Source organism: Vibrio sp. NC2 (assembly GCF_025195005.1).
Classification (GTDB): Bacteria; Pseudomonadota; Gammaproteobacteria; order Enterobacterales; family Vibrionaceae; genus Vibrio; species Vibrio splendidus.
Genome location: NZ_JANVFC010000001.1, coordinates 237,837 through 258,263, shown reverse-complemented (window position 1 = coordinate 258,263; position 20,427 = coordinate 237,837). Strand labels below are relative to the sequence as shown.

The 20,427-nt window shown below is 44.6% G+C and carries 14 protein-coding genes; 6 read left to right on the top strand and 8 right to left on the bottom strand.

Annotation, left to right across the window (positions count from 1 at the left end; genetic code table 11):
• The first annotated feature begins 109 nt into the window (after window positions 1–109).
• Both panP and NX845_RS01175 read left to right on the top strand, forming a co-directional pair.
• Window positions 110–1,753, top strand: a complete 1,644-nt coding sequence (gene panP / locus NX845_RS01180) for a pyridoxal-dependent aspartate 1-decarboxylase PanP (protein WP_017077843.1) — start codon at window positions 110–112, stop codon at window positions 1,751–1,753.
• A 359-nt stretch (window positions 1,754–2,112) separates the two neighbouring features.
• Complete coding sequence (locus NX845_RS01175; protein WP_004734686.1) at window positions 2,113–2,967, top strand: MurR/RpiR family transcriptional regulator; 855 nt, start codon at window positions 2,113–2,115, stop codon at window positions 2,965–2,967.
• A 123-nt stretch (window positions 2,968–3,090) separates the two neighbouring features.
• Here the strand turns inward: NX845_RS01175 and NX845_RS01170 are convergent, their stop codons facing one another.
• The gene (locus tag NX845_RS01170) at window positions 3,091–4,392 is read right to left on the bottom strand and encodes an iron-containing alcohol dehydrogenase (protein ID WP_017094366.1); all 1,302 of its coding nucleotides are present in this window, start codon (window positions 4,390–4,392) and stop codon (window positions 3,091–3,093) included.
• Between the two features lie 528 nt (window positions 4,393–4,920).
• On the opposite strand from NX845_RS01170, the gene NX845_RS01165 reads away from it, so the two are divergent.
• Window positions 4,921–5,184, top strand: coding sequence for a GrxA family glutaredoxin (locus NX845_RS01165; protein WP_009847069.1), 264 nt, complete (start codon window positions 4,921–4,923; stop codon window positions 5,182–5,184).
• Between the two features lie 249 nt (window positions 5,185–5,433).
• Entirely contained in the window at window positions 5,434–7,116 is a 1,683-nt protein-coding gene (locus tag NX845_RS01160) for an aspartate:alanine antiporter (protein WP_017077841.1), read from the top strand.
• A 291-nt stretch (window positions 7,117–7,407) separates the two neighbouring features.
• Here the strand turns inward: NX845_RS01160 and fabV are convergent, their stop codons facing one another.
• The 3 genes from fabV to NX845_RS01145 form a co-directional block, all read right to left on the bottom strand.
• On the bottom strand, window positions 7,408–8,610 hold the full coding sequence (gene fabV, locus NX845_RS01155) for an enoyl-ACP reductase FabV (RefSeq protein ID WP_004734683.1): 1,203 nt from the start codon (window positions 8,608–8,610) through the stop codon (window positions 7,408–7,410).
• Window positions 8,611–8,820: 210 nt separating this feature from the next.
• A complete protein-coding gene (locus tag NX845_RS01150) occupies window positions 8,821–11,103 on the bottom strand; it encodes an acyl-CoA dehydrogenase (RefSeq protein ID WP_065681252.1) in 2,283 nt (760 codons plus the stop codon).
• A gap of 55 nt (window positions 11,104–11,158) precedes the next feature.
• Complete coding sequence (locus tag NX845_RS01145; RefSeq protein ID WP_029222147.1) at window positions 11,159–11,788, bottom strand: TetR/AcrR family transcriptional regulator; 630 nt, start codon at window positions 11,786–11,788, stop codon at window positions 11,159–11,161.
• Between the two features lie 767 nt (window positions 11,789–12,555).
• Here NX845_RS01145 and NX845_RS01140 point away from each other — a divergent pair.
• Complete coding sequence (locus tag NX845_RS01140; RefSeq protein WP_017095900.1) at window positions 12,556–13,863, top strand: TolC family outer membrane protein; 1,308 nt, start codon at window positions 12,556–12,558, stop codon at window positions 13,861–13,863.
• The gene (locus NX845_RS01135) at window positions 13,863–14,474 is read left to right on the top strand and encodes an OmpA family protein (protein ID WP_029406074.1); all 612 of its coding nucleotides are present in this window, start codon (window positions 13,863–13,865) and stop codon (window positions 14,472–14,474) included. Before NX845_RS01140 ends, NX845_RS01135 begins: the two co-directional genes overlap by 1 nt.
• Before the next feature lie 248 nt (window positions 14,475–14,722).
• Here the strand turns inward: NX845_RS01135 and nhaA are convergent, their stop codons facing one another.
• The 4 genes from nhaA to NX845_RS01115 form a co-directional block, all read right to left on the bottom strand.
• Window positions 14,723–15,886: a Na+/H+ antiporter NhaA gene (gene nhaA, locus NX845_RS01130; protein ID WP_004734677.1), complete on the bottom strand. Its 1,164-nt coding sequence runs from the start codon at window positions 15,884–15,886 to the stop codon at window positions 14,723–14,725.
• Window positions 15,887–16,159: 273 nt separating this feature from the next.
• Window positions 16,160–17,308: a lipocalin-like domain-containing protein gene (locus NX845_RS01125; RefSeq protein WP_017079058.1), complete on the bottom strand. Its 1,149-nt coding sequence runs from the start codon at window positions 17,306–17,308 to the stop codon at window positions 16,160–16,162.
• Window positions 17,298–19,751: an ABC transporter permease gene (locus NX845_RS01120; RefSeq protein ID WP_029222149.1), complete on the bottom strand. Its 2,454-nt coding sequence runs from the start codon at window positions 19,749–19,751 to the stop codon at window positions 17,298–17,300. Before NX845_RS01120 ends, NX845_RS01125 begins: the two co-directional genes overlap by 11 nt.
• Window positions 19,732–20,403 (bottom strand): ABC transporter ATP-binding protein, encoded by a 672-nt coding sequence (locus tag NX845_RS01115; RefSeq protein WP_004734674.1) that lies wholly within the window; start codon window positions 20,401–20,403, stop codon window positions 19,732–19,734. Before NX845_RS01115 ends, NX845_RS01120 begins: the two co-directional genes overlap by 20 nt.
• Window positions 20,404–20,427 lie beyond the last annotated feature (24 nt).

Here is a 20,427-nt window from a genome sequence, read left to right as displayed (position 1 = left end):
AATATGCTTTTTTGAGAAGTTGGATTTCATAATTAAGACGGGACATTGTTCCCGTTTTCGTTTAGATTGTCCCGCTCGCGTCAATATAAAAAAAAATAAATCGCTTGCTATGGTTACGGAACAAAAAACAGCAGATGTTAGCTTCGACAGTCTTTTACGTATCTTCACGGTACCTGAAGGCCCAGATTCAACACTCACTCAAATTGAAGACAAACTTTCACGAAACCTGAATCAATTCTTACGTGAACACATTGTGGCTGAAGAAAAGCCGCTGCGTGAAATTGAGAAAGATTTTTCAAATGCTCATATCCCTGAGCAGCCTGAGTTTGTTTCTGAACATACTGAGCATCTCCTCGATTCTCTCGTGTCTCACTCGGTTCATACGTCTTCGCCAAGTTTTATTGGCCACATGACGTCTGCTCTGCCGTACTTTCTGATGCCGCTTTCTAAGATCATGATTGCGTTGAATCAGAATCTAGTAAAAATTGAGACCTCCAAAGCTTTCACGCCCCTAGAGCGTCAAGTTCTGGGTATGCTACATCGCTTGATCTACCAAGATGACGATCAGTTTTATTCACGCTGGATGCACAGTGCGAACCACTCTTTGGGTGCGTTTTGTTCTGGTGGTACCATCGCGAACATTACTGCGCTTTGGGTTGCGCGCAACAATGCGTTGAAGGCACAAGGCTCGTTCAAAGGTGTAGAAAAAGAAGGCTTGTTTAAAGCCATGAAGCACTACGACTACGAAGGCCTAGCCATCTTAGTTTCTGAACGTGGTCACTACTCTCTGAAAAAAGCCGCAGATGTCCTTGGTATTGGTCAAGAAGGTCTAGTGTCTGTTAAGACGGATAACGACAACCGCATTTGCACTGACGATCTAAGACTCAAGATCGAGCAACTTAAGCAGAACAAGATCAAACCTTTCGCCGTCATTGGTGTGGCTGGTACAACCGAAACTGGTAATATCGACCCGCTAAGAGACATTGCTGAGGTATGTGCCGAAACAGATTGTCACTTCCACGTAGATGCAGCTTGGGGAGGTGCGACTCTGATGTCGAACAATCATCGTCACCTGCTTGATGGCATCGAGCTAGCAGATTCAGTCACGATTGACGCACATAAACAGCTTTATATCCCTATGGGTGCGGGTATGGTGCTGTTTAAGAAACCAGATGCGATGACAGCGATCGAACATCATGCTCAATACATATTGCGTAAGGGTTCGAAAGATCTTGGTAGTCATACGTTAGAAGGCTCTCGTTCCGGTATGGCAATGCTTGTTTATGCGTCGATGCACATCATCAGCCGACCTGGCTATGAACTGCTAATCGACCAAAGCATCAACAAAGCGCGCTACTTTGCCGACCTGATTAAAGATCAAAGCGATTTCGAACTGGTTTCAGAGCCTGAGCTGTGCCTACTGACTTACCGCTATGTGCCTGAGCCAGTTAAAGCGGCGCTGCTTAAAGCTGACGCAATAAAACGCGTTGAACTGAATGAGCTACTGAATGAACTGACCAAGTTTATTCAAAAGAAGCAGCGTGAAACAGGTAAGTCTTTCGTATCGCGAACGCGCTTAAATCCCGAAGCATGGGCGCATCAACCAATCATCGTTTTCCGGGTGGTGTTAGCAAATCCACTGACAGGTAATGATATTCTTTCTTCAGTGCTTGAAGAACAGCGTGAAATCTCTAAACTAGCACCTAACTTGATGAGTAAAATCACTAAACTGGTTACGCAAATCAACGCATAGTCATTCAATTTTAGTTGCATCAAATTGAAAATTTCTTTCTTTTTGATGTAACTAAGCTGTCAGTTCATACTCAATTTGCATTCTTTTTGCTCAAACTCTCTTCCAATTCTGTAGTTTTCTAAAATTTTGTTGAGGTTTGTCATATTCTTAAGCATTCATGCCGTGTTTTTGTATTAGTAAATAGTATGTTGGGTTTATACTGACTCTATGGTGCTAGTTAGCTTGATATCTATTTGATGCATCAGTATTTACAATACCGAATATAGTTTTGGCTTTGTGCTTACTGATATTTGCTTCAGCCATACCCCCTGGTAAAAGATATTAACTAGCAAGTTGTTCTCTATACCCTTGTGAACACTATGAATACATTAGAAAAAATACAAAAAAACCTGGAAAATTTCAGCAAGTCTGAGCGTAAGGTAGCCGAAGTAATCATGGCTTCCCCTCAAACTGCAATTCATTCTAGCATTGCTACCTTAGCTAAAATGGCTGACGTGAGTGAGCCTACAGTTAACCGCTTCTGTCGTCGTTTAGACACAAAGGGCTTTCCTGACTTCAAACTTCACCTAGCTCAAAGCTTGGCGAACGGTACACCTTACGTGAACCGTAATGTTGAAGAAGATGATGGCCCAGATGCTTACACGCATAAGATTTTCGAATCAACTATGGCTTGTCTAGACGTTGCTAAAAACAGTCTAGACGCGATGCAAGTTAACCGTGCGGTTGACCTGCTGACTCAAGCAAAACGCATTTCATTCTTCGGACTGGGTGCCTCTTCTGCTGTAGCCAAAGATGCTCAAAACAAGTTCATTCGTTTCAATATCCCAATCACTTGTTTCGAAGACATCGTGATGCAACGCATGAGCTGCATTAACTGCAGTGACAACGACGTTATTGTTCTTATCTCTCACACTGGCCGCACAAAAAGCCAAGTTGAGATTGCGAACTTAGCTCGCGAGAACGGCGCAACCGTTATCGCTATCACAGCGAAAGACTCTCCATTAGATAAAGCGAGCTCGCTGTCTATCTCATTGGATGTACCGGAAGACACTGACGTTTACATGCCAATGGCAAGTCGCGTTGTTCAGATGACGGTTATCGATGTGCTAGCAACAGGCTTTACACTTCGTCGTGGCTCTGGTTTCAGAGAGAACCTAAAGCGCGTGAAAGAGTCACTTCGTGATTCACGTTACGAGAAGTATTCTCAGTTCTAATCTGTTAAGGCATGACCTGAAAACACATGAACTGAGAACAAGTTGAATTAAAAAACGGAGCCTAGTGCTCCGTTTTTATTTATCTGTTTACAATGGTTTATGTAGTGAACTGTTCGAAGAACGTTAGATCGTCCAGCTATTGCCTTTCTCTACAACATTATTCTCAGACGCATAAGAGTTAATAATGGTAAAACTCGACTCGGCAGCCTGTTCTGGGGCAAGTTGATTAGCCTGATTCATTGAGGCTGTCTCATGATACCCCTTTCCACAACTGCACTCCTCGCAAACCTGCTTCAGAATATGTACAAGCCTCTCTTGATTCAACGGTAAAGGGTTTCCTTTAATCGCCACTGATTTGAGCGCATCGGCAGACACCTCATCAAACTGAGCTTCGCAGACACCAAATTCAAGTAAGCTTGGTAGCTTGAGTGTATCCAACACTTCAGATAACCAAGCAATCGCCTCTTCTTCTTTTGCTTCTACGTTACCCGTCACTATCTGAGCGATTCGCTGATAACGCGCTAATATGTCGTTTCTTTGCTGCTCTTTCGCTACTGCTATGTTTTCTAACATCACAAATGGTGCCAAGCGCGCTGTAATCACACTGTGCGGCGCAGAAATCTTACCTCCTAACGCAGAAGCTAGCCCGTGCGCAGCGCCGAGCTTAGCATTGGTTATCGCCATTCCTCCGAGCATAGAAGCGAAGGCAAGAGCAGAACGCGCTTGAGGTTCATCATAGATACACGCCTGAATGACAGAACAACTCAGCTTACGCAATCCTTCTTCACAGATCATATCGGTTAACGGATTCGGTTCACCACACACATAGGCTTCCATTAAATGGGTAAATGCATCCATAGCACCGCGGCCAGATAAATACGGATTAGTGCCATGGGTTAATGCAGGGTCAACAATCGCGACGTCAGCTAGCATGTCTGGGCTTCTAAGGCTTATCTTGACTTGGTCTTGGCCTGATTTAAGTACCGCATTTTTAGTGACCTCAGCGCCGGTACTCGCTGTGGTTGGAATAGCGATAAACGGAAGCGGTTTAGTTTTAAGAGGAACATTACGCCCAACCACTTCAACATAGTCGTATAAATTACCTTGATTAGGTAAAACCGCAGCTAACGCTTTTCCCATATCAATGGCACTGCCGCCACCCATTGCCACCACCATATCAGGTTTAAACCGCCGAGCAGACGTGGCAGCCTCTTCAACCATTTTGATATTGGGTTCACCCGAAACGGCAATGTGCTGGTAACGCATACTCTGCGCATCTAGATAGTCAGTAACAAGTGAGGTGCGTTCTAATGTATTACCAGTAACCAATAACACGCTATAGCCGTATTGATTAAAGAGAGACAATGAAGCGGGAAGTGCCCCATCACCAAAGATGATCTTTGTAGATGTCATAAATTGAAACATGGAGCCTCCTGCGCCTATGACGAAACAAAACTACGAACTCTTGGTTTTTTTGAAATTCTTGGTTTTTGGCATTTAATCTTCGGAATACAACCTTCGAAATGTAACCTTTGTACTTACAACACAATGCCTGCACCTTAAATACAAGCACACTAAAATGGGGTTACATCTGGCTGCTTACCGAATATGGTTCCATACCCAATAATAAGATGCCTCGTTCTGTGTTTGATTTTTTTGACGAGGTGCAACTTGTCACACTAAAGATGGATTAAAGTCGCAATCTTAGGGGTAATTCACACTCTAATATTGAGGGTACTTAACAATGGTAGAGGCCAGTGAACGCGACCCTGCGTTTTTATGATTAATATTTGCGCTGATAGGCAAAACCTATCGTATTAAGAGGCAATTCCATCTTTATTTCCCCATGGCATTGAGGCATAGTTGGTTTTAAGAAATTTTGAGTGGCATTCATTAAAGAATAGTTAACATAATTGAGTTAACGAGCCTCATCCCGTATTTAGGAGAAATTAAATGTTTGTAGTTATTTTTGGTCGCCCTGCTTGCCCATTCTGTGTTCGTGCAAAAGAGCATGCTGAAACTCTTAAAGCTAAACGCGATGACTTCAACTACCGTTACGTTGACATCCACGCTGAAGGCATCAGCAAAGCTGACCTAGAGAAGACTGTTGGTAAGCCTGTAGACACAGTGCCACAAATCTTCATCGACCAAGACCACATCGGCGGCTGCACAGAATTTGAAGCATACGCAAAAGAAAACCTAGGTCTTTTCGACTAAGCTAGGATTTCTCATACGAGAATCGAGGCTACGGCCTTAAACAGCTGACTAATTTAAGCGTTAGACTGTACGATTTATATCAAGCCCGCTCACTGTAGCGGGCTTTTTTATGACCAGTTTTCGTACGGAATAATAATAAAGTCAAAATCAAGTAAAATAGCAAAATATCGCTTATATTTTATTTATATTTAGATACAATTCACCTCTCAAACTTACCCTGTGTTTCACGCCAATTATTGAGCGACCACTGTGAATATCGACGTTGTTTTTCTGTTAGAGCAAAACCCCATCCTCCTCATCTTTGTTGTTTTATCGATTGGATTAGCCATTGGTAAAATTCGTTTCGGTAGCCTCCAACTCGGCAATTCAATCGGTGTTCTGATTACTTCCCTTATCATGGGACATCTTGGTTTTTCATTTAACGCTGATGCGCTCACGATTGGCTTCATGCTTTTCATCTACTGTGTTGGTATTGAAGCTGGACCGAACTTCTTCGGTATCTTCTTCAGAGACGGTAAGCATTATCTCATTCTGAGCCTTGTGGTTCTCTCTACCGCAATTGCTTTAACGTATTTCAGTAGCCACTACCTTGGGTTAGGCTTTGGTTTATCCGCAGGCATGATGGCGGGGGCCTTAACAGCAACGCCTATATTAGTAGGTGCTCAAGATGCTCTGAATTCTGGGCTTGCAGAATTACCAAGAAACATGGATATAGGCCTGATCATCGAAAACCTCTCCGTTGGTTATGCGATGGCTTACCTAGTTGGCTTAATCAGTATGATTATGTTTGCTCGCCTTATTCCAAAGCTTCAGAAAGTTAACCTACACGATTCAGCTGAGCAAATCGCCCAAGAGCGTGGCTTAGGTGCTTCAGGGCAACGTAAGGTTTACCTTCCAATCATACGAGCTTACCGCGTAGGACAAGAGCTTATATCTTGGACAGACGGTAAGAACCTTCGTGAACTGGGTATCTATCGCCAAACGGGCTGTTACATCGAGCGTATTCGCCGTAATGGTATTCTTGCCCATCCAGATGGTGATGCGATCCTGCAAGAAGGTGATGAAATCGCATTGGTAGGCTTCCCTGATAGCCACGCGCGTCTCGACCCAAGCTTCCGTAATGGTAAAGAGGTTTTCGACCGTAACCTTCTCGATCTACGTATCGTGGAAGAAGAGATTGTCGTTAAAAGTGACAGCATCGCAGGTAAGCGCCTGTCAGACTTAAACCTGTCTGAATACGGTTGTTTCCTTAACCGCGTAGTACGTGCTCAAATTGAAATGCCGATGGACTTAAACATCGTGCTTTCTAAAGGCGATGTCCTGCAGGTCAGTGGTGAAAAGAGTCGCGTTCACGGTCTAGCTGAGAAAATTGGTTTCATCTCGATCCACAGCCAAATGGCGGATTTGATGGCCTTCTGTAGCTTCTTCATTCTGGGAATTTTGTTTGGTTTGATCACCATGACATTCGGTCAGGTTTCATTTGGCTTAGGTAATGCGGTTGGCCTACTTCTATCGGGCATCATGCTTGGCTTCTTACGAGCGAACCACCCTACCTTTGGTTACGTGCCTCAAGGGGCGTTAAACATGGTCAAAGACCTAGGTTTGATGTTCTTCATGGTTGGTATCGGCTTAAGCGCCGGCGGTAAGATGTTTGAACACTTAACGCAAGTAGGCCCTCAGGTCATCGGTATTGCTCTAGTAGTGAGTGTGCTACCGGTATTCTTCGCTTACTTGGTGGGTGCTTACGTATTGAAGATGAACCGAGCTCTACTATTTGGAGCCATCATTGGCGCGCGAACCTGTGCTCCGGCGATGGACATCGTAAATGACCACGCTCGCTCAACTATCCCTGCACTGGGTTACGCGGGTACGTACGCGATTGCCAATATATTGATGACCTTAGCGGGTACTTTCATCATCATAATTAGCTAGCGTCTGCTACTTTAAAAGCAGCCAAGCTTAGATATTTCGAATGCACTAATTCATCTTTGGGTTAGTGCATTTTTATTACTTCTTCTCAGCTTTTAGCGCATCCCAATTCTGCTCTTAGAGCTTTTGCATCCTGCTATTCGCATCTGCTCTTAAATCTTTTCGCATCTCGCCACTCGTATCCCGCATCTGCTTTTATTTTTCCATGTCTGCTTTTAATCTCTTTCCTCAAACGACAGACAAAAAAATAGGCGCTCAATGAGCGCCTATTTCGTTTTGATTCGATTGTTTGAATTAGATGTCAGCTACATCAAATTCAACAGCAGTATCAACGTCAGCTTCGTAATCAACGCCTTCAACACCAAAACCGAACAGCTTCAAGAACTCTTCTTTGTACTCAACGTAGTCAGTCAGTTCTTTCAGGTTTTCAGTTGTGATTTGAGGCCATAGGTTACGACAATGCTCTTGAATGTCGTCACGAAGTTCTAGGTCGTCTAGACGTAGACGGTTCACTTCATCAACTTCTGCTGCGCTGCCATCTGCTTTGTATAGACGTTGGCTGAACATGCGGAAGATCTGTTCCATACAACCTTCGTGAATACCTTCTTCACGCATCTTCTTGAACACCATCGCGATGTAAAGAGGCATAACAGGAATCGCAGAGCTTGCTTGAGTCACAACAGACTTAAGAACAGCAACGTTTGCAGTACCGCCAGTTTGGCCTAGTTTTTCGTTTAGCGCTGATGCTGCACGATCAAGATCCATCTTAGCTTTACCTAGCGCGCCATCCCAGTAGATTGGCCACGTTAATTCAGTACCGATGTAGCTGTAAGCAACAGTCTTACAACCGTCAGCTAGAACACCCGCTTCAGAAAGTGCGTTGATCCAAAGTTCCCAATCTTCACCGCCCATTACAGTAACAGTGTCTTTGATCTCTTCTTCAGTAGCAGGCTCAACGCTTGCTTCGATGATCGCATCTTTGTTCGTATCTACCGCTGTAGATGTGTACGTTTCGCCGATAGGCTTAAGAGCTGAACGAATTACTTCGCCAGTCTCAGGCATTTTACGCACTGGAGACGCCAGTGAGTACACAACCATATCGATTTGGCCTAGATCTTCTTTGATCAGGTCAATTGTTTTCTGTTTCGCTTCGTTAGAGAAAGCATCGCCGTTAAGGCTTTTTGAATACAGGCCTTCTTCTTTAGCTAACTTGTCGAACGCTGCTGAGTTGTAAAAGCCAGCTGTGCCCGGCTTTTTCTCAGTACCGGCTTTCTCGAAGAAAACACCGATAGTTGAAGCACCGCCACCAAATGCAGCCGCAATACGTGAAGACAAGCCGTAGCCACTTGAAGAGCCAACAACGAGTACACGTTTAGGTGCGTTTGCGATTGGGCCTTGAGCTTTTGTGTAAGCAATTTGTTCTTTTACATTAGCTTCACAACCGACTGGATGTGTTGTAGTACAGATGAATCCGCGAATTCGAGGTTTGATGATCATATTCAACTTCCTTAAAAAATCAGGGTAAGGATAAAAGTTTCGTACGCAAATGGCATCTAATTTCTGTAAAAATGTGGTGAAAATGCAAGTGGTTGGAGCACTCAGCGGATATTTGCTGACTAAGTCACCATTTGTTAACGCATCTATTGCGACTTCTACGACAAAAACAAAAAAAGGCACCTTATTAGGTGCCTTTTATCATTTCTTTATCTAAGCAACGCTATTTAGCTTAGGTTTTAACTCTTTTCGCGTCAAAGTTTCACTAAAGTCATGACTGAAGTGGTCAACTTGAATCGCTGTGTAGCGTAGTTTATCAGCAGCAACAATTTGGTCGACTTCTTCTTGTGTCAGAACATCAGCTGCAAGTGCTTGAGCCAGTTTATCCGAAAGCAAGCCTTTACGAGCCACTTTGCCCTCTTTCACTGCTTTGAAGATCTTACGCTCCAGAGGCTTGATGCTGTACATCGCATTGAAAGCATTCTCCATAAGGCCAACACTATCATCTTCCTCTTTGCCAATGTAACAAAGGTGCGTCAGACGTTCACGGTGTGCTCCCGGAGTCATCAAGCTTTCTGCTAGTTGAACGGTTAGGTTATCACTCGGTTTTTCGAAGTGGTTACCAACAGGGAAAACTAGACCTTTAAGTACTTTACCCACCATCTTGTTCGGGAAGTTTCTGTACGCTTCCTGCAGCGACTTAGCCGCATTGTGGAAACAGTGTTGAACCGCGTAATGTACGTAGTCTAGGTCAGCTTGTTGACGACCTTCGTCTTCATACTTCTTAAGCGCAGCCGACGCCATGTATAGGTAACTTAGACCATCACCCAAACGTGCAGAGATAAGCTCTTTACGTTTCAGTTCGCCACCTAGCGTCAGCATTGCGAAATCCGCACTGACTGCAAGCGCACGGCTCAAACGAGTCAAATCTTGGTAGTAAGGCTTAGTTGGACCGCTCATGTCGGCTTTAATGAACTTAGAACCAGTCAGTGCTGCACCAAATGCGCCAAACGTGTTTTTAGTTGCGTGTGAGATGTGCTTGAACAACAAGCTATCAAAGTCTTTTGCACCTTGCTTCTCATCTGGGTTCGCTGCCGCTTCCATTTCGCTCAATACGTATGGGTGACAACGTGTCGCACCTTGACCGAAGATCATCAGGTTACGAGTTAGGATGTTCGCACCTTCTACTGTGATAGCAACTGGAATACCTAGGTAAGGCGCAGCCAAGTAGTTCATTGGGCCATCTTGAATTGCACGACCTGAATGGATATCCATTGAGTCATTCAGAATAGTACGTGCCATCTCTGTCATGTGATACTTCGCAATAGCCGTTACGATACCCGGCTTCTCTTTCATATCAAGTGAAGTAGTTGTCAGTGTACGAGTCGCTTCTAGTAGATACGTTAAACCACCAATACGGCCTAAGCTCTCAGCAACACCTTCAAATTTACCGATCGACATGCCGAACTGCTTACGAACGTAAGCGTACGCACCAGTGGTTTTCGCCGTTAGGTGGCCCATCGCCGTGCCAAGTGCCGGTAACGAGATACCACGACCTGCAGACAGACATTCCACCAACATACGCCAGCCTTTACCTGCGTAATCTGCTCCACCGATTAGCCATTCCATTGGAATAAACACATCGTGACCGCGTGTTGGGCCGTTCATAAACGCAAGACCAAGTGGATCATGACGCTCACCAATCACAACACCTTCGTGGTCTGCCGGGATAAGCGCACACGTGATGCCAATGTCTTCTTTGTCACCCAGTAGCTTTTCTGGATCGTGCAATTTGAAAGCCAGACCAAGTACCGTCGCCACTGGTGCTAGCGTAATGTAGCGCTTGTTCCAGTTAAGCTTGATGCCTAGTGTCTCTTTGCCTTCGTGCATGCCCATACAAACGGTACCGACATCAGGGATACCACCCGCATCAGAACCTGCTTCAGGGCCTGTTAATGCGAAACAAGGGATATCTGTACCGTCAGCAAGACGAGGTAACCAGTAATCTTTTTGATCTTGAGTACCGTAGTGAGACAGTAGCTCACCAGGGCCAAGAGAGTTTGGAACCATTACCGAAACCGCAGTACTAATACTACGAGTCGCAATTTTGGTTACGATGGTAGAGTTTGCGTGCGCTGAAAATTCACGACCGCCGTACCCTTTCGCGATAATTAGCGAGAAGAAACGCTCTTTGCGTAAAAAGTTCCAAACTTCCTCTGGAAGGTCTCGGTCTTCTTTCACAATTTTGTGGTCATCAAGCATAGCGAGCAAAGTTTCAAGTTCATTATCCATGAACGATTGCTCTTCTGCTGTCAGCTGAGGTTTTGGGTACTGGTGAAGCTTAGTGAAATCTGGTTTACCAGAAAACAGCTCTCCGTCCCACCACACGCTACCCGCTTCCATCGCTTCTTTCTCGGTGCTAGATAGTGGTGGTAGTACTTTTTTAAAGAGTTTAAAAGCTGGGTCACTTACCCATTTTTGTCTTAGAGAGCTCATAGTTCAGATCCTTTTGTTCACTATATTGTTTGTGAATATTTTGCTTTTTATTGTTTTATTCTTTTGCTGACATGCCAGCGGCCAAAAATGGAATGAGAATATCGACCACTGCCTTCGCATCTATCTTTGTGTCGTAGTCATTCTCTGCAATTTCTATTAGAGCTTGGCTAGACGCCATGGTGAAAACACAAGTCCCAAGGGTGAAGTGTAAACGCCAAAATAACTGCTCTTGAGTGAGGTTCGGATTCGCTTTCATTACTGACGTCGTAAACAGAGTCAGTACTTCGCTGTAGCGAGTTGTAATGAACCAACGCAAGTGACCTTGCACATCCGTATAACCTCGACCGATGAGTAACATAAATCGGCTGGTACCGTTTGGCCTTACATCATTCAGTGCTCTTAGCGGCTGTCTTAAAGACTCAAACACATCACTCATAGAATACGTTTCGTTCAAGTTTAAGTTCACTAAAGCGTCTTGCAATGCAGGCATAAATGCTTCTAAGTATCGATTGAGTACCGCACGAACCAGAGTCTTCTTATCGCCAAAGTGGTAGTTCACTGAAGCAAGATTGACATTGGCTTTACCCGTAATGGTGCGTAAAGAGGTGTCATTAAAACCGTGCTCAGCAAATAAGCCTTCAGCCACATCTAAGATTTTGTCTTTGGTTGTACTTCTTGGTGCCATTTCAATCACTCGTATTAAACAACTGTTTGAAATATACGCTTAGTACATTTATTTAACAAGCAAGCAACATCACATTTTCACCAATTGGTCGTACCAGTTAGCAAGAATCTGCTCTAACCGATTGAATCGATGTACGTTTAATAAAAAAGGAAAAATTATTGAATTTTCTGGGAACTGAATTAGAAATGGAGGGTCATAAATTAGGTAGAAAACAGAGTATTTAGAAGTTTAACAGGCCGTCAAACTTGTTTCTCTCCCTGCTTTCTTAATTACTGCATTTTCCTTATTAACTCCTATACTTGTATCCGCCCAAACCGCATTGGTTTGGGCTTTTTTTTGTTTGTTGTTTGTTGTTTGGTACGAGAGTGAGCCTTACTTACCCCTCTTCACAACTACTAACTACAACCTGAACAGCGCGACCGTCTCTTTATATGCTGTCATTTTCTCCTAAGAATCGAACTACCATGCTTGGCACATTGTTATCACTGGAACTCGTATTTCAAACAACCTACTAGCCAACGTTTACCTATCTGAGCCCAAACCTAATACTACGTTTCCTCTATTTACAGTGCATCCATTCGAAGCTTGCCACTTGCTACTATTGGCAAATTAATCAATAAGGATAGGGACTTACATTCGAAATAAAGCCAACAAACTTAGCAATTTCTTGCAGATGTCCTAAGCTTCGTTTAATACCCTTTTCAATTAAGTAGTTAAACGCTTGTTGGGAAGCGGCGGGAGCTTTTAAAAGTAGAAGGAGACCTACTTTGAGACTGTTGAAATTACCCATTATGTGTTGCTTGGTTATTGCAGCTCCACTCTCTGCTCAAACTTTAGAACAGGCCGTCGCCATTACCTTGGCTACTAACCCTGAGATAAAGAGTATCTTTAATGAGTTTGTGAGTGTACGGAAACGAAATGACGCCGCTGGCGGTGCTTATAGACCTAGTATCGACCTCGATGCTGGTATTGGTTATGAAGGCATTAACCCTGCGCCAAACAATGGTCCTGATACGGATCTCACACGAAAGGAAGCCACGATATCCCTCACTCAGTTGCTGTGGGATGGTTCATCGACTCTCAATGATATTGATCGTACTGCCGCAGAAGCAGAATCGGTTCGTTTGCAATTGCTCGCGGATGCCGAAGACAAAGCGCTAGAGGTCACACAGATCTACTTAGACGCAGTGAAAGCAACTGAAGTTTTAGCCCTTTCGGAAAGCAACCTCGCTATCCACAAGAAAATCTATAAAGACATCAAAAAGCGTGCAGTCTCAGGCATAGGCTCAACCGCAGATGTGTCTCAAGTAGAAGCAAGGATTGCAAAAGCGCACGGCAACTTATTAGCCGCGCAGAACAACCTAATTGATACACACACCCAATTTAGAAGAATAGTGGGTCAAGAACCGCTTGGCTTAGTCTACCCAAGAGCCGATATTTCTATGATTCCTCTGTCATTATCAGACGCCCTTGTTGATGCTCTGGACCAACACCCAGTCATCAAAGTCGCGACTGCAGATGTCGATTCAGCGCACTTCCAGTACAAACAATCAAAAGGGGTTAACTACCCGACGTTCTCTATCGAGGCATCTCAATCATGGCGAGATGATGCGGGAGGCGATGAAGGCTCAAGTCAAGAAACGCTCGCGATGCTAAGAATGCGATATAACTTGTACAACGGCGGAACAGACAGTGCTAATTCTGAAGCTGCTGCTTACCAATTGAACAAAGCAAAAGATTTGAGAGATCGTGCTTATCGCCAAGTGGAAGAAGGCCTTCGCCTCTCTTGGAGTGCATTGGATCTGACGTTGCAACAAAAGAATTTCTTGTCTGATCACGTGGATTCGGCATCAGAAACCGTTATCGCATATGAAAAACAATATCGAATCGGTAAGCGTACACTCCTTGATCTGCTTAACACTGAAAACGAATTGTTTGAAGCCCGTAAAGATTATCTAGATGCGCATTACTCTGAACAGTACGCTAAATACCGTGTAATGAACGCGACAGGCTCTCTATTGAACGCTCTACTGGTCGACATTCCAGACGAGTGGACAACGGCTGTGGAGTATTAATGATGAAGAGACCTTATTTATTACTTTCTGCATTAACGATAACGCTATGTGCTTGCTCTAGCCAAAATGAAGAGCCCTACATAGAAACCCCAGAAGCGGAGCAAATTTCTGATCTGCAAGATGATGATAACGATGGTGTGGTCAATGCACGAGACACCTGTCCTGGCACACCAGCGTCGTCTCTGGTAGACAACGAAGGCTGTGGAGAGACGGTTAGCTCGCAAGAAGTCAGACAGCTGAACATCCTTTTCGCCAATGACTCCTATGAAGTTAACCCTATCTTCTCAGATCAAATCACTACCATGGCTGAGTTCTTAGAAACCTACCAAAGTGCATCGATAGAGATTCAAGGTTACGCGAGTAAAGTGGGTTCCAACGAATACAACTTAGATTTATCAAAAAGACGAGCAAACAATGTTCAAGACGAGTTACTGTCGAATGGTATAGAGCCAGAGCGAGTGAGAATTGTCGGTTATGGTGAAGAACGCCTGGAAAACGAGGGTGATGATGCTACTTCTCATGCACTAAACCGTAAGGTCACGGCAACCGTGGTTGGGTTAAGTGAACAAATCGTTGAAGAGTGGACCATTTTTACCACGCTAGAAAAATAGCGTGACATTGTCACTGAAATGTAAGACGGGTTATCTTACAAAGACAGCTTAACAGTAAGATCAAGAAAGCCGTGATAGGGTTGCCCATCACGGCTTTTTTGTTCTTTGTTGTCACATGAGTCGAGGGATGACTCTGTGACTCTTCTTGCTACTCAAGAGTTGGCTTGTTACTCAGTGAGTAGGCTCGCTATCAAGCGAACCTACTACCGAATATAGTTTTACTTACCAACTATGCTTTTACTTACCAATTATAGCTTTACTTCTTGTTGCTTAGTCTTCGGTAGAGAAATACTTAGCAGGAAGTAACCTAAGATAGCTGCAGTCGTTGATCCCATCAGGATGCCTAGTCGAGCGAGCGTATCAAAGTCTGCGTTAGTTGGACCAAATGCTAGTGATGAAATAAAGATAGACATCGTAAAGCCAATACCACACAACACAGATACCGCGAAGATGTTCATGAAATTCACACCTTCAGGAAGTTTAGCTACACCCGTTTTCACAGCGCCCCAGCTGAATAGGAAGATACCCAGTGGCTTACCAACCAATAGACCCATAGCGATACCAAGCGGTAACATGCCTGTAAGGTTTGAAATTGAGATGCCTTCCAGTGAGATACCTGCGTTTGCAAATGCGAAGATTGGCAAAATTGCAAAAGCGACGTATGGGTGCAGAGCATGCTCTAGGTGTTTCAGCGGAGAACGCTCCCCTTTATTGCCTTTCAGTGGGATAGCAAAACCAATAACTACACCAGCCAATGTTGCATGAACACCAGACTTCAATACTGCGAACCACAGAATTGCACCGACAATGAGATAAATACTCAGCTTAGTCACATGCTTGTTGTTTAGCATGAACAGCACACCCGTTGCGATGAAGCCAACCGTTAGTGCAAGCGTAGATAGATCGCCTGAGTAGAACAGTGCAATGATAACAACAACACCTAGGTCATCGATAATTGCCAATGCTAGTAGGAACACCTTCAAGCTGACCGGTACTCGGTTACCAAGAAGAGCCATGATACCCAATGCGAATGCGATATCTGTTGCTGCTGGAATAGCCCAGCCCTGAAGCGCTTCAGGGTTACTTGAATTGAATAGCACGTAAATAAGTGCAGGAGCTAGCATACCACCCACAGCTGCAATAGCTGGGAAGATTGCTGTCTCTTTAGACTTTAATGCGCCTTCTAAAAGTTCGCGCTTAACTTCTAAGCCGATTAGAAGGAAGAAGACAGCCATTAAGCCATCGTTAATCCAGTGAGACACAGACATACCAAGAACGTAACTGTGCAATACGCCTTGGTACATTTCGTTCAGTGGTGAGTTTGCTACAAACATTGCGATCGCCGCAGCGATGACTAGTATGATGCCGCCAGCAGATTCCATTTTAAAGAAGTCACGGATGACGTCGGTCATGATTTCGCCCTTATATTTATTATTTAAATAAACGAATAACAAAGAATAACCATGAGTTTATATCCAAGCGTAATCGATAGATAATCACTTCTTCGGATGTTTAACTTCGGTTTTTCCTACAAATACTAAACAATACGTCGTATATTCCATAATGTTGTTATGCACCATAAAATAAGTATAGATGAGATCACAAAGGCTGTATGCACAATTAATCAGGGGCTGACCAAAATCACGAGCACAAAAAAGGCTATCAAATGATAGCCTTAGGTGTTTTTAGTAACCGGTTAATTGCATAAAGCCTGTCGCTTCATGGCTTCCGCTCGCCATAATTGGCCCTTCCCAATATGGTATGACAAATGGCAACCACATATCTCGGCGTTTGATGCGTGTCGTGAGGTTGATATTGTGCTGTGGCACGTTAATAATCCATTGGAGCGGCATTCTTCTACCATTCTGTAGCGTCGTATTCTGTAAAGGCTTGATAGAAATATCGGAGTCCGTTAACTGGTACACCTTGCCCGAACGAGTGGCCAATGTTCCAAAAACATAAGGCAGCTGTTGATTATGGCGGTAGCGGTTAATGCTCAGCGCTGTACCATCATCGAGATTAAACACGAACCAATCCCAGCCTTGTTGACCCACTCCGAGTAAGCCACTGCCCCACTCTTTATGTACCCAAGCTGTGCCTTCTACTTCCTTGGTAACGCCGTCCAGATTCAATACACCGCTTAGAGATAAAAATGGAGCGCTGAAGTTATAAGACGCGACAGGCAATAAATCGTGCTTTTTCTGGTAACCATTATCGCCGTTGAGCACATAGGGCCCTTTCGCAATGGTGTCGAGTTCAAGACCAAACGTATCCGTTTTCACTTGAAGGCGACCAGGAAATGGTGTGTTGCCAAGGGCCCGCCAGTTCCAGTTATCAATCCAAATTCTAAACGGACGACTGGTCATTCCCGCTTGGCCAATACCACCACGCGCTAAGCGTTGCTCTTTCCAAACCTTAGAATCAGAAGAGATCACGACATTTGAAATATAGACCTGTGGGCTTTGCCACCCCGGCGTCTCGCGTTCGTCAGTCGCTATTCGGAAGAAGCTCCATTGAACCGAGTACTTTTTGCCATCATCCCCTTTTAGAGAAGCAAAGTAATGCCACCACTCGTGTTGAAATTCTGGGTGGAATTGGAAGTCTCGAGGTAACGAAACGCTGCGGTCAGGTAACACAGGCTCGAATACATTAAAGTGCTCGCTTACAAGCACTGAGTTGACCTCGTTCACACCTTTCTCGCCAACATCAACAAAGTAAGAGTAGTATGCCCAGACACCTAAAATCGTGCCAAAGAAACCGATCAATAATAGAGAAGAGACAAATCGGTGTCTGAATTTCGTTGAGCCATTTCGTTGAAGCATATTAAAGCGCATCCCTCAGTGATTTCATCGGAGTGTTCCGAATCATTCTCATCACTGGCAAAGCACCAGCTAACATCAATGCTGCCATAGCCCACGCAAATGTCTGTAAATAGTCCCAGGGAATCACTTGCAACTCGAGTGACCACCCAAAAGACTGCTTGATCACGATATCGACGATCAAACTAGCCAACGCTAAGCCGAGCGGAATCGCAATTAAGGAGGAAATAAGCCCGAACACAAACAGTTGTAAGCTACCGGTCAGAATCAGTTCTTTGGCTGAGACACCTAAACAGCGCTGTAAAGATATATGCCTTTGTCGAGACACTTCACCCGCAACAGTTGCGAAGAAGATACCGAAGACTGCGATGACCAATGTGATGTTACCCAATGTATCTGCAATCGCGAACGTTCTATCGAACACACGCATCGCTTGACTGTGAATATTGTTGTTATCGAAAACACGCTCAGAGCCAAGCCTGAATACGCTTTCTAAGCGGCTTCGAAGCCCTACTGAATTCACATCATCTTTGAGTATTACGCCAAGGCCCACATTGCCCCGCCCTGCAAATCCATACAGCCAGTTTCGATGCGACATCATGACTTGATGGTAAGGGTTACCGTAATCGTAATACACACCGACAACCTGCCAACCAGAGCCAAGATTGTCATAGAGATCGATGTAGTCACCTGGGCGAATACCCAACTTGAGAGACATCGACTCGCTGATCAACACACCTTTAGAGTGATGTAAGTGGTACCAGTAATTAGGAATACCTAACTTGATCGTCAGCGCTTCTAGCTCACCTTCAGAAGGCCCAGTACTGACCACTTGAATACTACCAACAGGAGATGCAACATCTTTCTCCCAACGCCACCAAACAGAATCCACTTCAGGTTGTTCTGACAGCCAGTTACTCATACGAGCAGCACCATTGTTGGTTGGGTAGATGTAAAGATCTGCCGCCAAGCGCTGTGTTAACCATTTATCTGTGGTATCTCTAAAGCTGCCGACCATGGTTTCTACACCAATATTCGCGGTTAGCGCCAACATAAACGCCATTGTCGCCACACCACGGTAACTCATGCTTGAAGCGGCATCCGCGAAGAACCAACGAGCACGAACCCAACGTAATGAATAAGACAGGCTGTTAAATAGCTTCCACATCAAGAACGGCGTAAACAGAGCCACACTAACAAGCATCAGCGCGATAATCGCAAAACCCGTTTCTTGAGTCTGAGGCGCTTGATACACAGCGACAGCTGCAACCAAGAAACCACAACCAATCAAAGCCTGCCAAGTGAATTCAGTACCAGCAAAGCGCATCAAAGATAAACGAGAGGTCAAACGGATCGGTTGTGAACGAAGCAGACGAACCAATGGCCAAGCACACGCTAGGAATGCACCAAGCAATGCCATTAATAAGCTGTAACCGCTCCATCGCCAATTCCAGTCGATAGTTAAACCAACGTTGGCGTCATATAAATCACCTAAACTTGAAGATACCGCTGGTAACAGTTGGTTTGCCAACATGACACCGAATACATTGCCGCAGATCCAGCTCAATACCACCAATAACAGTAACTCTAAACAAAGCGCTTTAGCCAGTTGCCAACCCGACACACCCGTCTGTCTTAAGATTCCAACTAACGGTTGGCGCTGAATAAACGACAGCGACATCGCTTGATAGAAAATGAATAAGCCAACCACAAACGACAGCATACCCATCGCTTTTAGATTTAAGTGGAACGCGCTGGTCAGCGACTCAAGCTCAGCTTTAGAGCTGCGAGAGATCGTCAAACCATTAGGCAGCATGTTTTTAAGACGCTCAAACTTCTCAGGCGACATATCTGAACACGCAATCACAGACAGCCCAGCACTGCGTTTAAGCATTCTGAGCAAAGAGATATCTGCAATCAGCCTTGTACCATCAATCAGATTTTTTTGATCAACAGCGATAGGACCAAGCTCAGAACCATCCATGAGAGGAATGTAGTCCCCATTATTCCATTCCATGTGTTCTGCAAGATCATCACTCACAAGGATTGGGTATGGCGGCTTCATGAGGTTTAACGTAGTGAGATCTTTTAACGCAACACCCGGCTGAAGTTGAAGCATAGACACAGGGTCGATGCCGATAAGCATGAAGTTCGCGCCATTTTCATCAGTGATACGATGGTGGTCAAAAGGAGAACACTGTTGAAAGCCTTCACGGCGAAGCTGGATATAAAAACCTTGCGGGATTTTATTGGCGTTGTGTTTTGGTCGAATACGATAAGGAAGAGGATTCGAAAAGAGTTTTTCGCCATGCGCATAGCTTTGCTTGGCGTGTTGGTTGATAGCAGTAACACCAACCAAAAGTGATACGCCAAGGGTTAAACCAAGCCATACCAAAATAATCTGAAGTGGGTAGCGTCGATAGTGACCGAGTAGTGCCTTAACTACGGGCCATAACATGCAGTTGCCCTCCTTGTAGGCGAATTCTGCCGTCCATGTGCTGTGCTACTTTTTCACTGTGTGTCACCAACAACAAAGTGCATTCTAATTGGCGAGCCAAAGAGGTCAACAAACGCATTACCGCTTCTGCATTACGCTCATCTAAACTTCCCGTCGGTTCATCGGCTAACAGAATTTTAGGTTCCATGTACAGAGCACGAGCAATCGCTGCGCGTTGTTGTTGACCACCAGACGCTTCTTCAGGGTAACGCCCAAGTAAAGGCATAAGGTCTAAAGCAGAAAGAATCTGTCTCCAGAGGCCTTTGTCTTCAGGCAAGCCTTTTAACTGGCGACAAAAACGAATATTGTCAGCAATATTAAGCGTTGGAAGTAGGTTGAATTGCTGGAAGATGTGACCAATATTATTTCGGCGATATGCGGTGCGATTACGTTCTGTCGAATCGTGCATATTGAAGTTTGGGAAAGCAATTTCGCCAGAGTCTACTAGGTCTAAACCCGCGATAAGATTCAGTAATGTACTTTTACCTGAGCCACTTTCGCCCATTAGTGCAAGCTGGTCACCTTGGTTTAATGTTAGTTCAGCACCTTGCAAAACGGGGTGAAATTCCCCCCCGTCGACATAGCCTTTACATAGGTCTGACAGCTTTAACATTAAACAGCTCACATTAGTTAGAAT

Coding starts and splice junctions, on each gene's coding strand:
- panP (WP_017077843.1), top strand. CDS start 110: ATGGTTACGGAACAAAAAACAGCAGATGTTAGCTTCGACAGTCTTTTA.
- NX845_RS01175 (WP_004734686.1), top strand. CDS start 2,113: ATGAATACATTAGAAAAAATACAAAAAAACCTGGAAAATTTCAGCAAG.
- NX845_RS01170 (WP_017094366.1), bottom strand. CDS start 4,392: ATGTTTCAATTTATGACATCTACAAAGATCATCTTTGGTGATGGGGCA.
- NX845_RS01165 (WP_009847069.1), top strand. CDS start 4,921: ATGTTTGTAGTTATTTTTGGTCGCCCTGCTTGCCCATTCTGTGTTCGT.
- fabV (WP_004734683.1), bottom strand. CDS start 8,610: ATGATCATCAAACCTCGAATTCGCGGATTCATCTGTACTACAACACAT.
- NX845_RS01150 (WP_065681252.1), bottom strand. CDS start 11,103: ATGAGCTCTCTAAGACAAAAATGGGTAAGTGACCCAGCTTTTAAACTC.
- NX845_RS01145 (WP_029222147.1), bottom strand. CDS start 11,788: ATGGCACCAAGAAGTACAACCAAAGACAAAATCTTAGATGTGGCTGAA.
- NX845_RS01135 (WP_029406074.1), top strand. CDS start 13,863: ATGATGAAGAGACCTTATTTATTACTTTCTGCATTAACGATAACGCTA.
- nhaA (WP_004734677.1), bottom strand. CDS start 15,886: ATGACCGACGTCATCCGTGACTTCTTTAAAATGGAATCTGCTGGCGGC.
- NX845_RS01125 (WP_017079058.1), bottom strand. CDS start 17,308: ATGCGCTTTAATATGCTTCAACGAAATGGCTCAACGAAATTCAGACAC.
- NX845_RS01120 (WP_029222149.1), bottom strand. CDS start 19,751: ATGTTATGGCCCGTAGTTAAGGCACTACTCGGTCACTATCGACGCTAC.
- NX845_RS01115 (WP_004734674.1), bottom strand. CDS start 20,403: ATGTTAAAGCTGTCAGACCTATGTAAAGGCTATGTCGACGGGGGGGAA.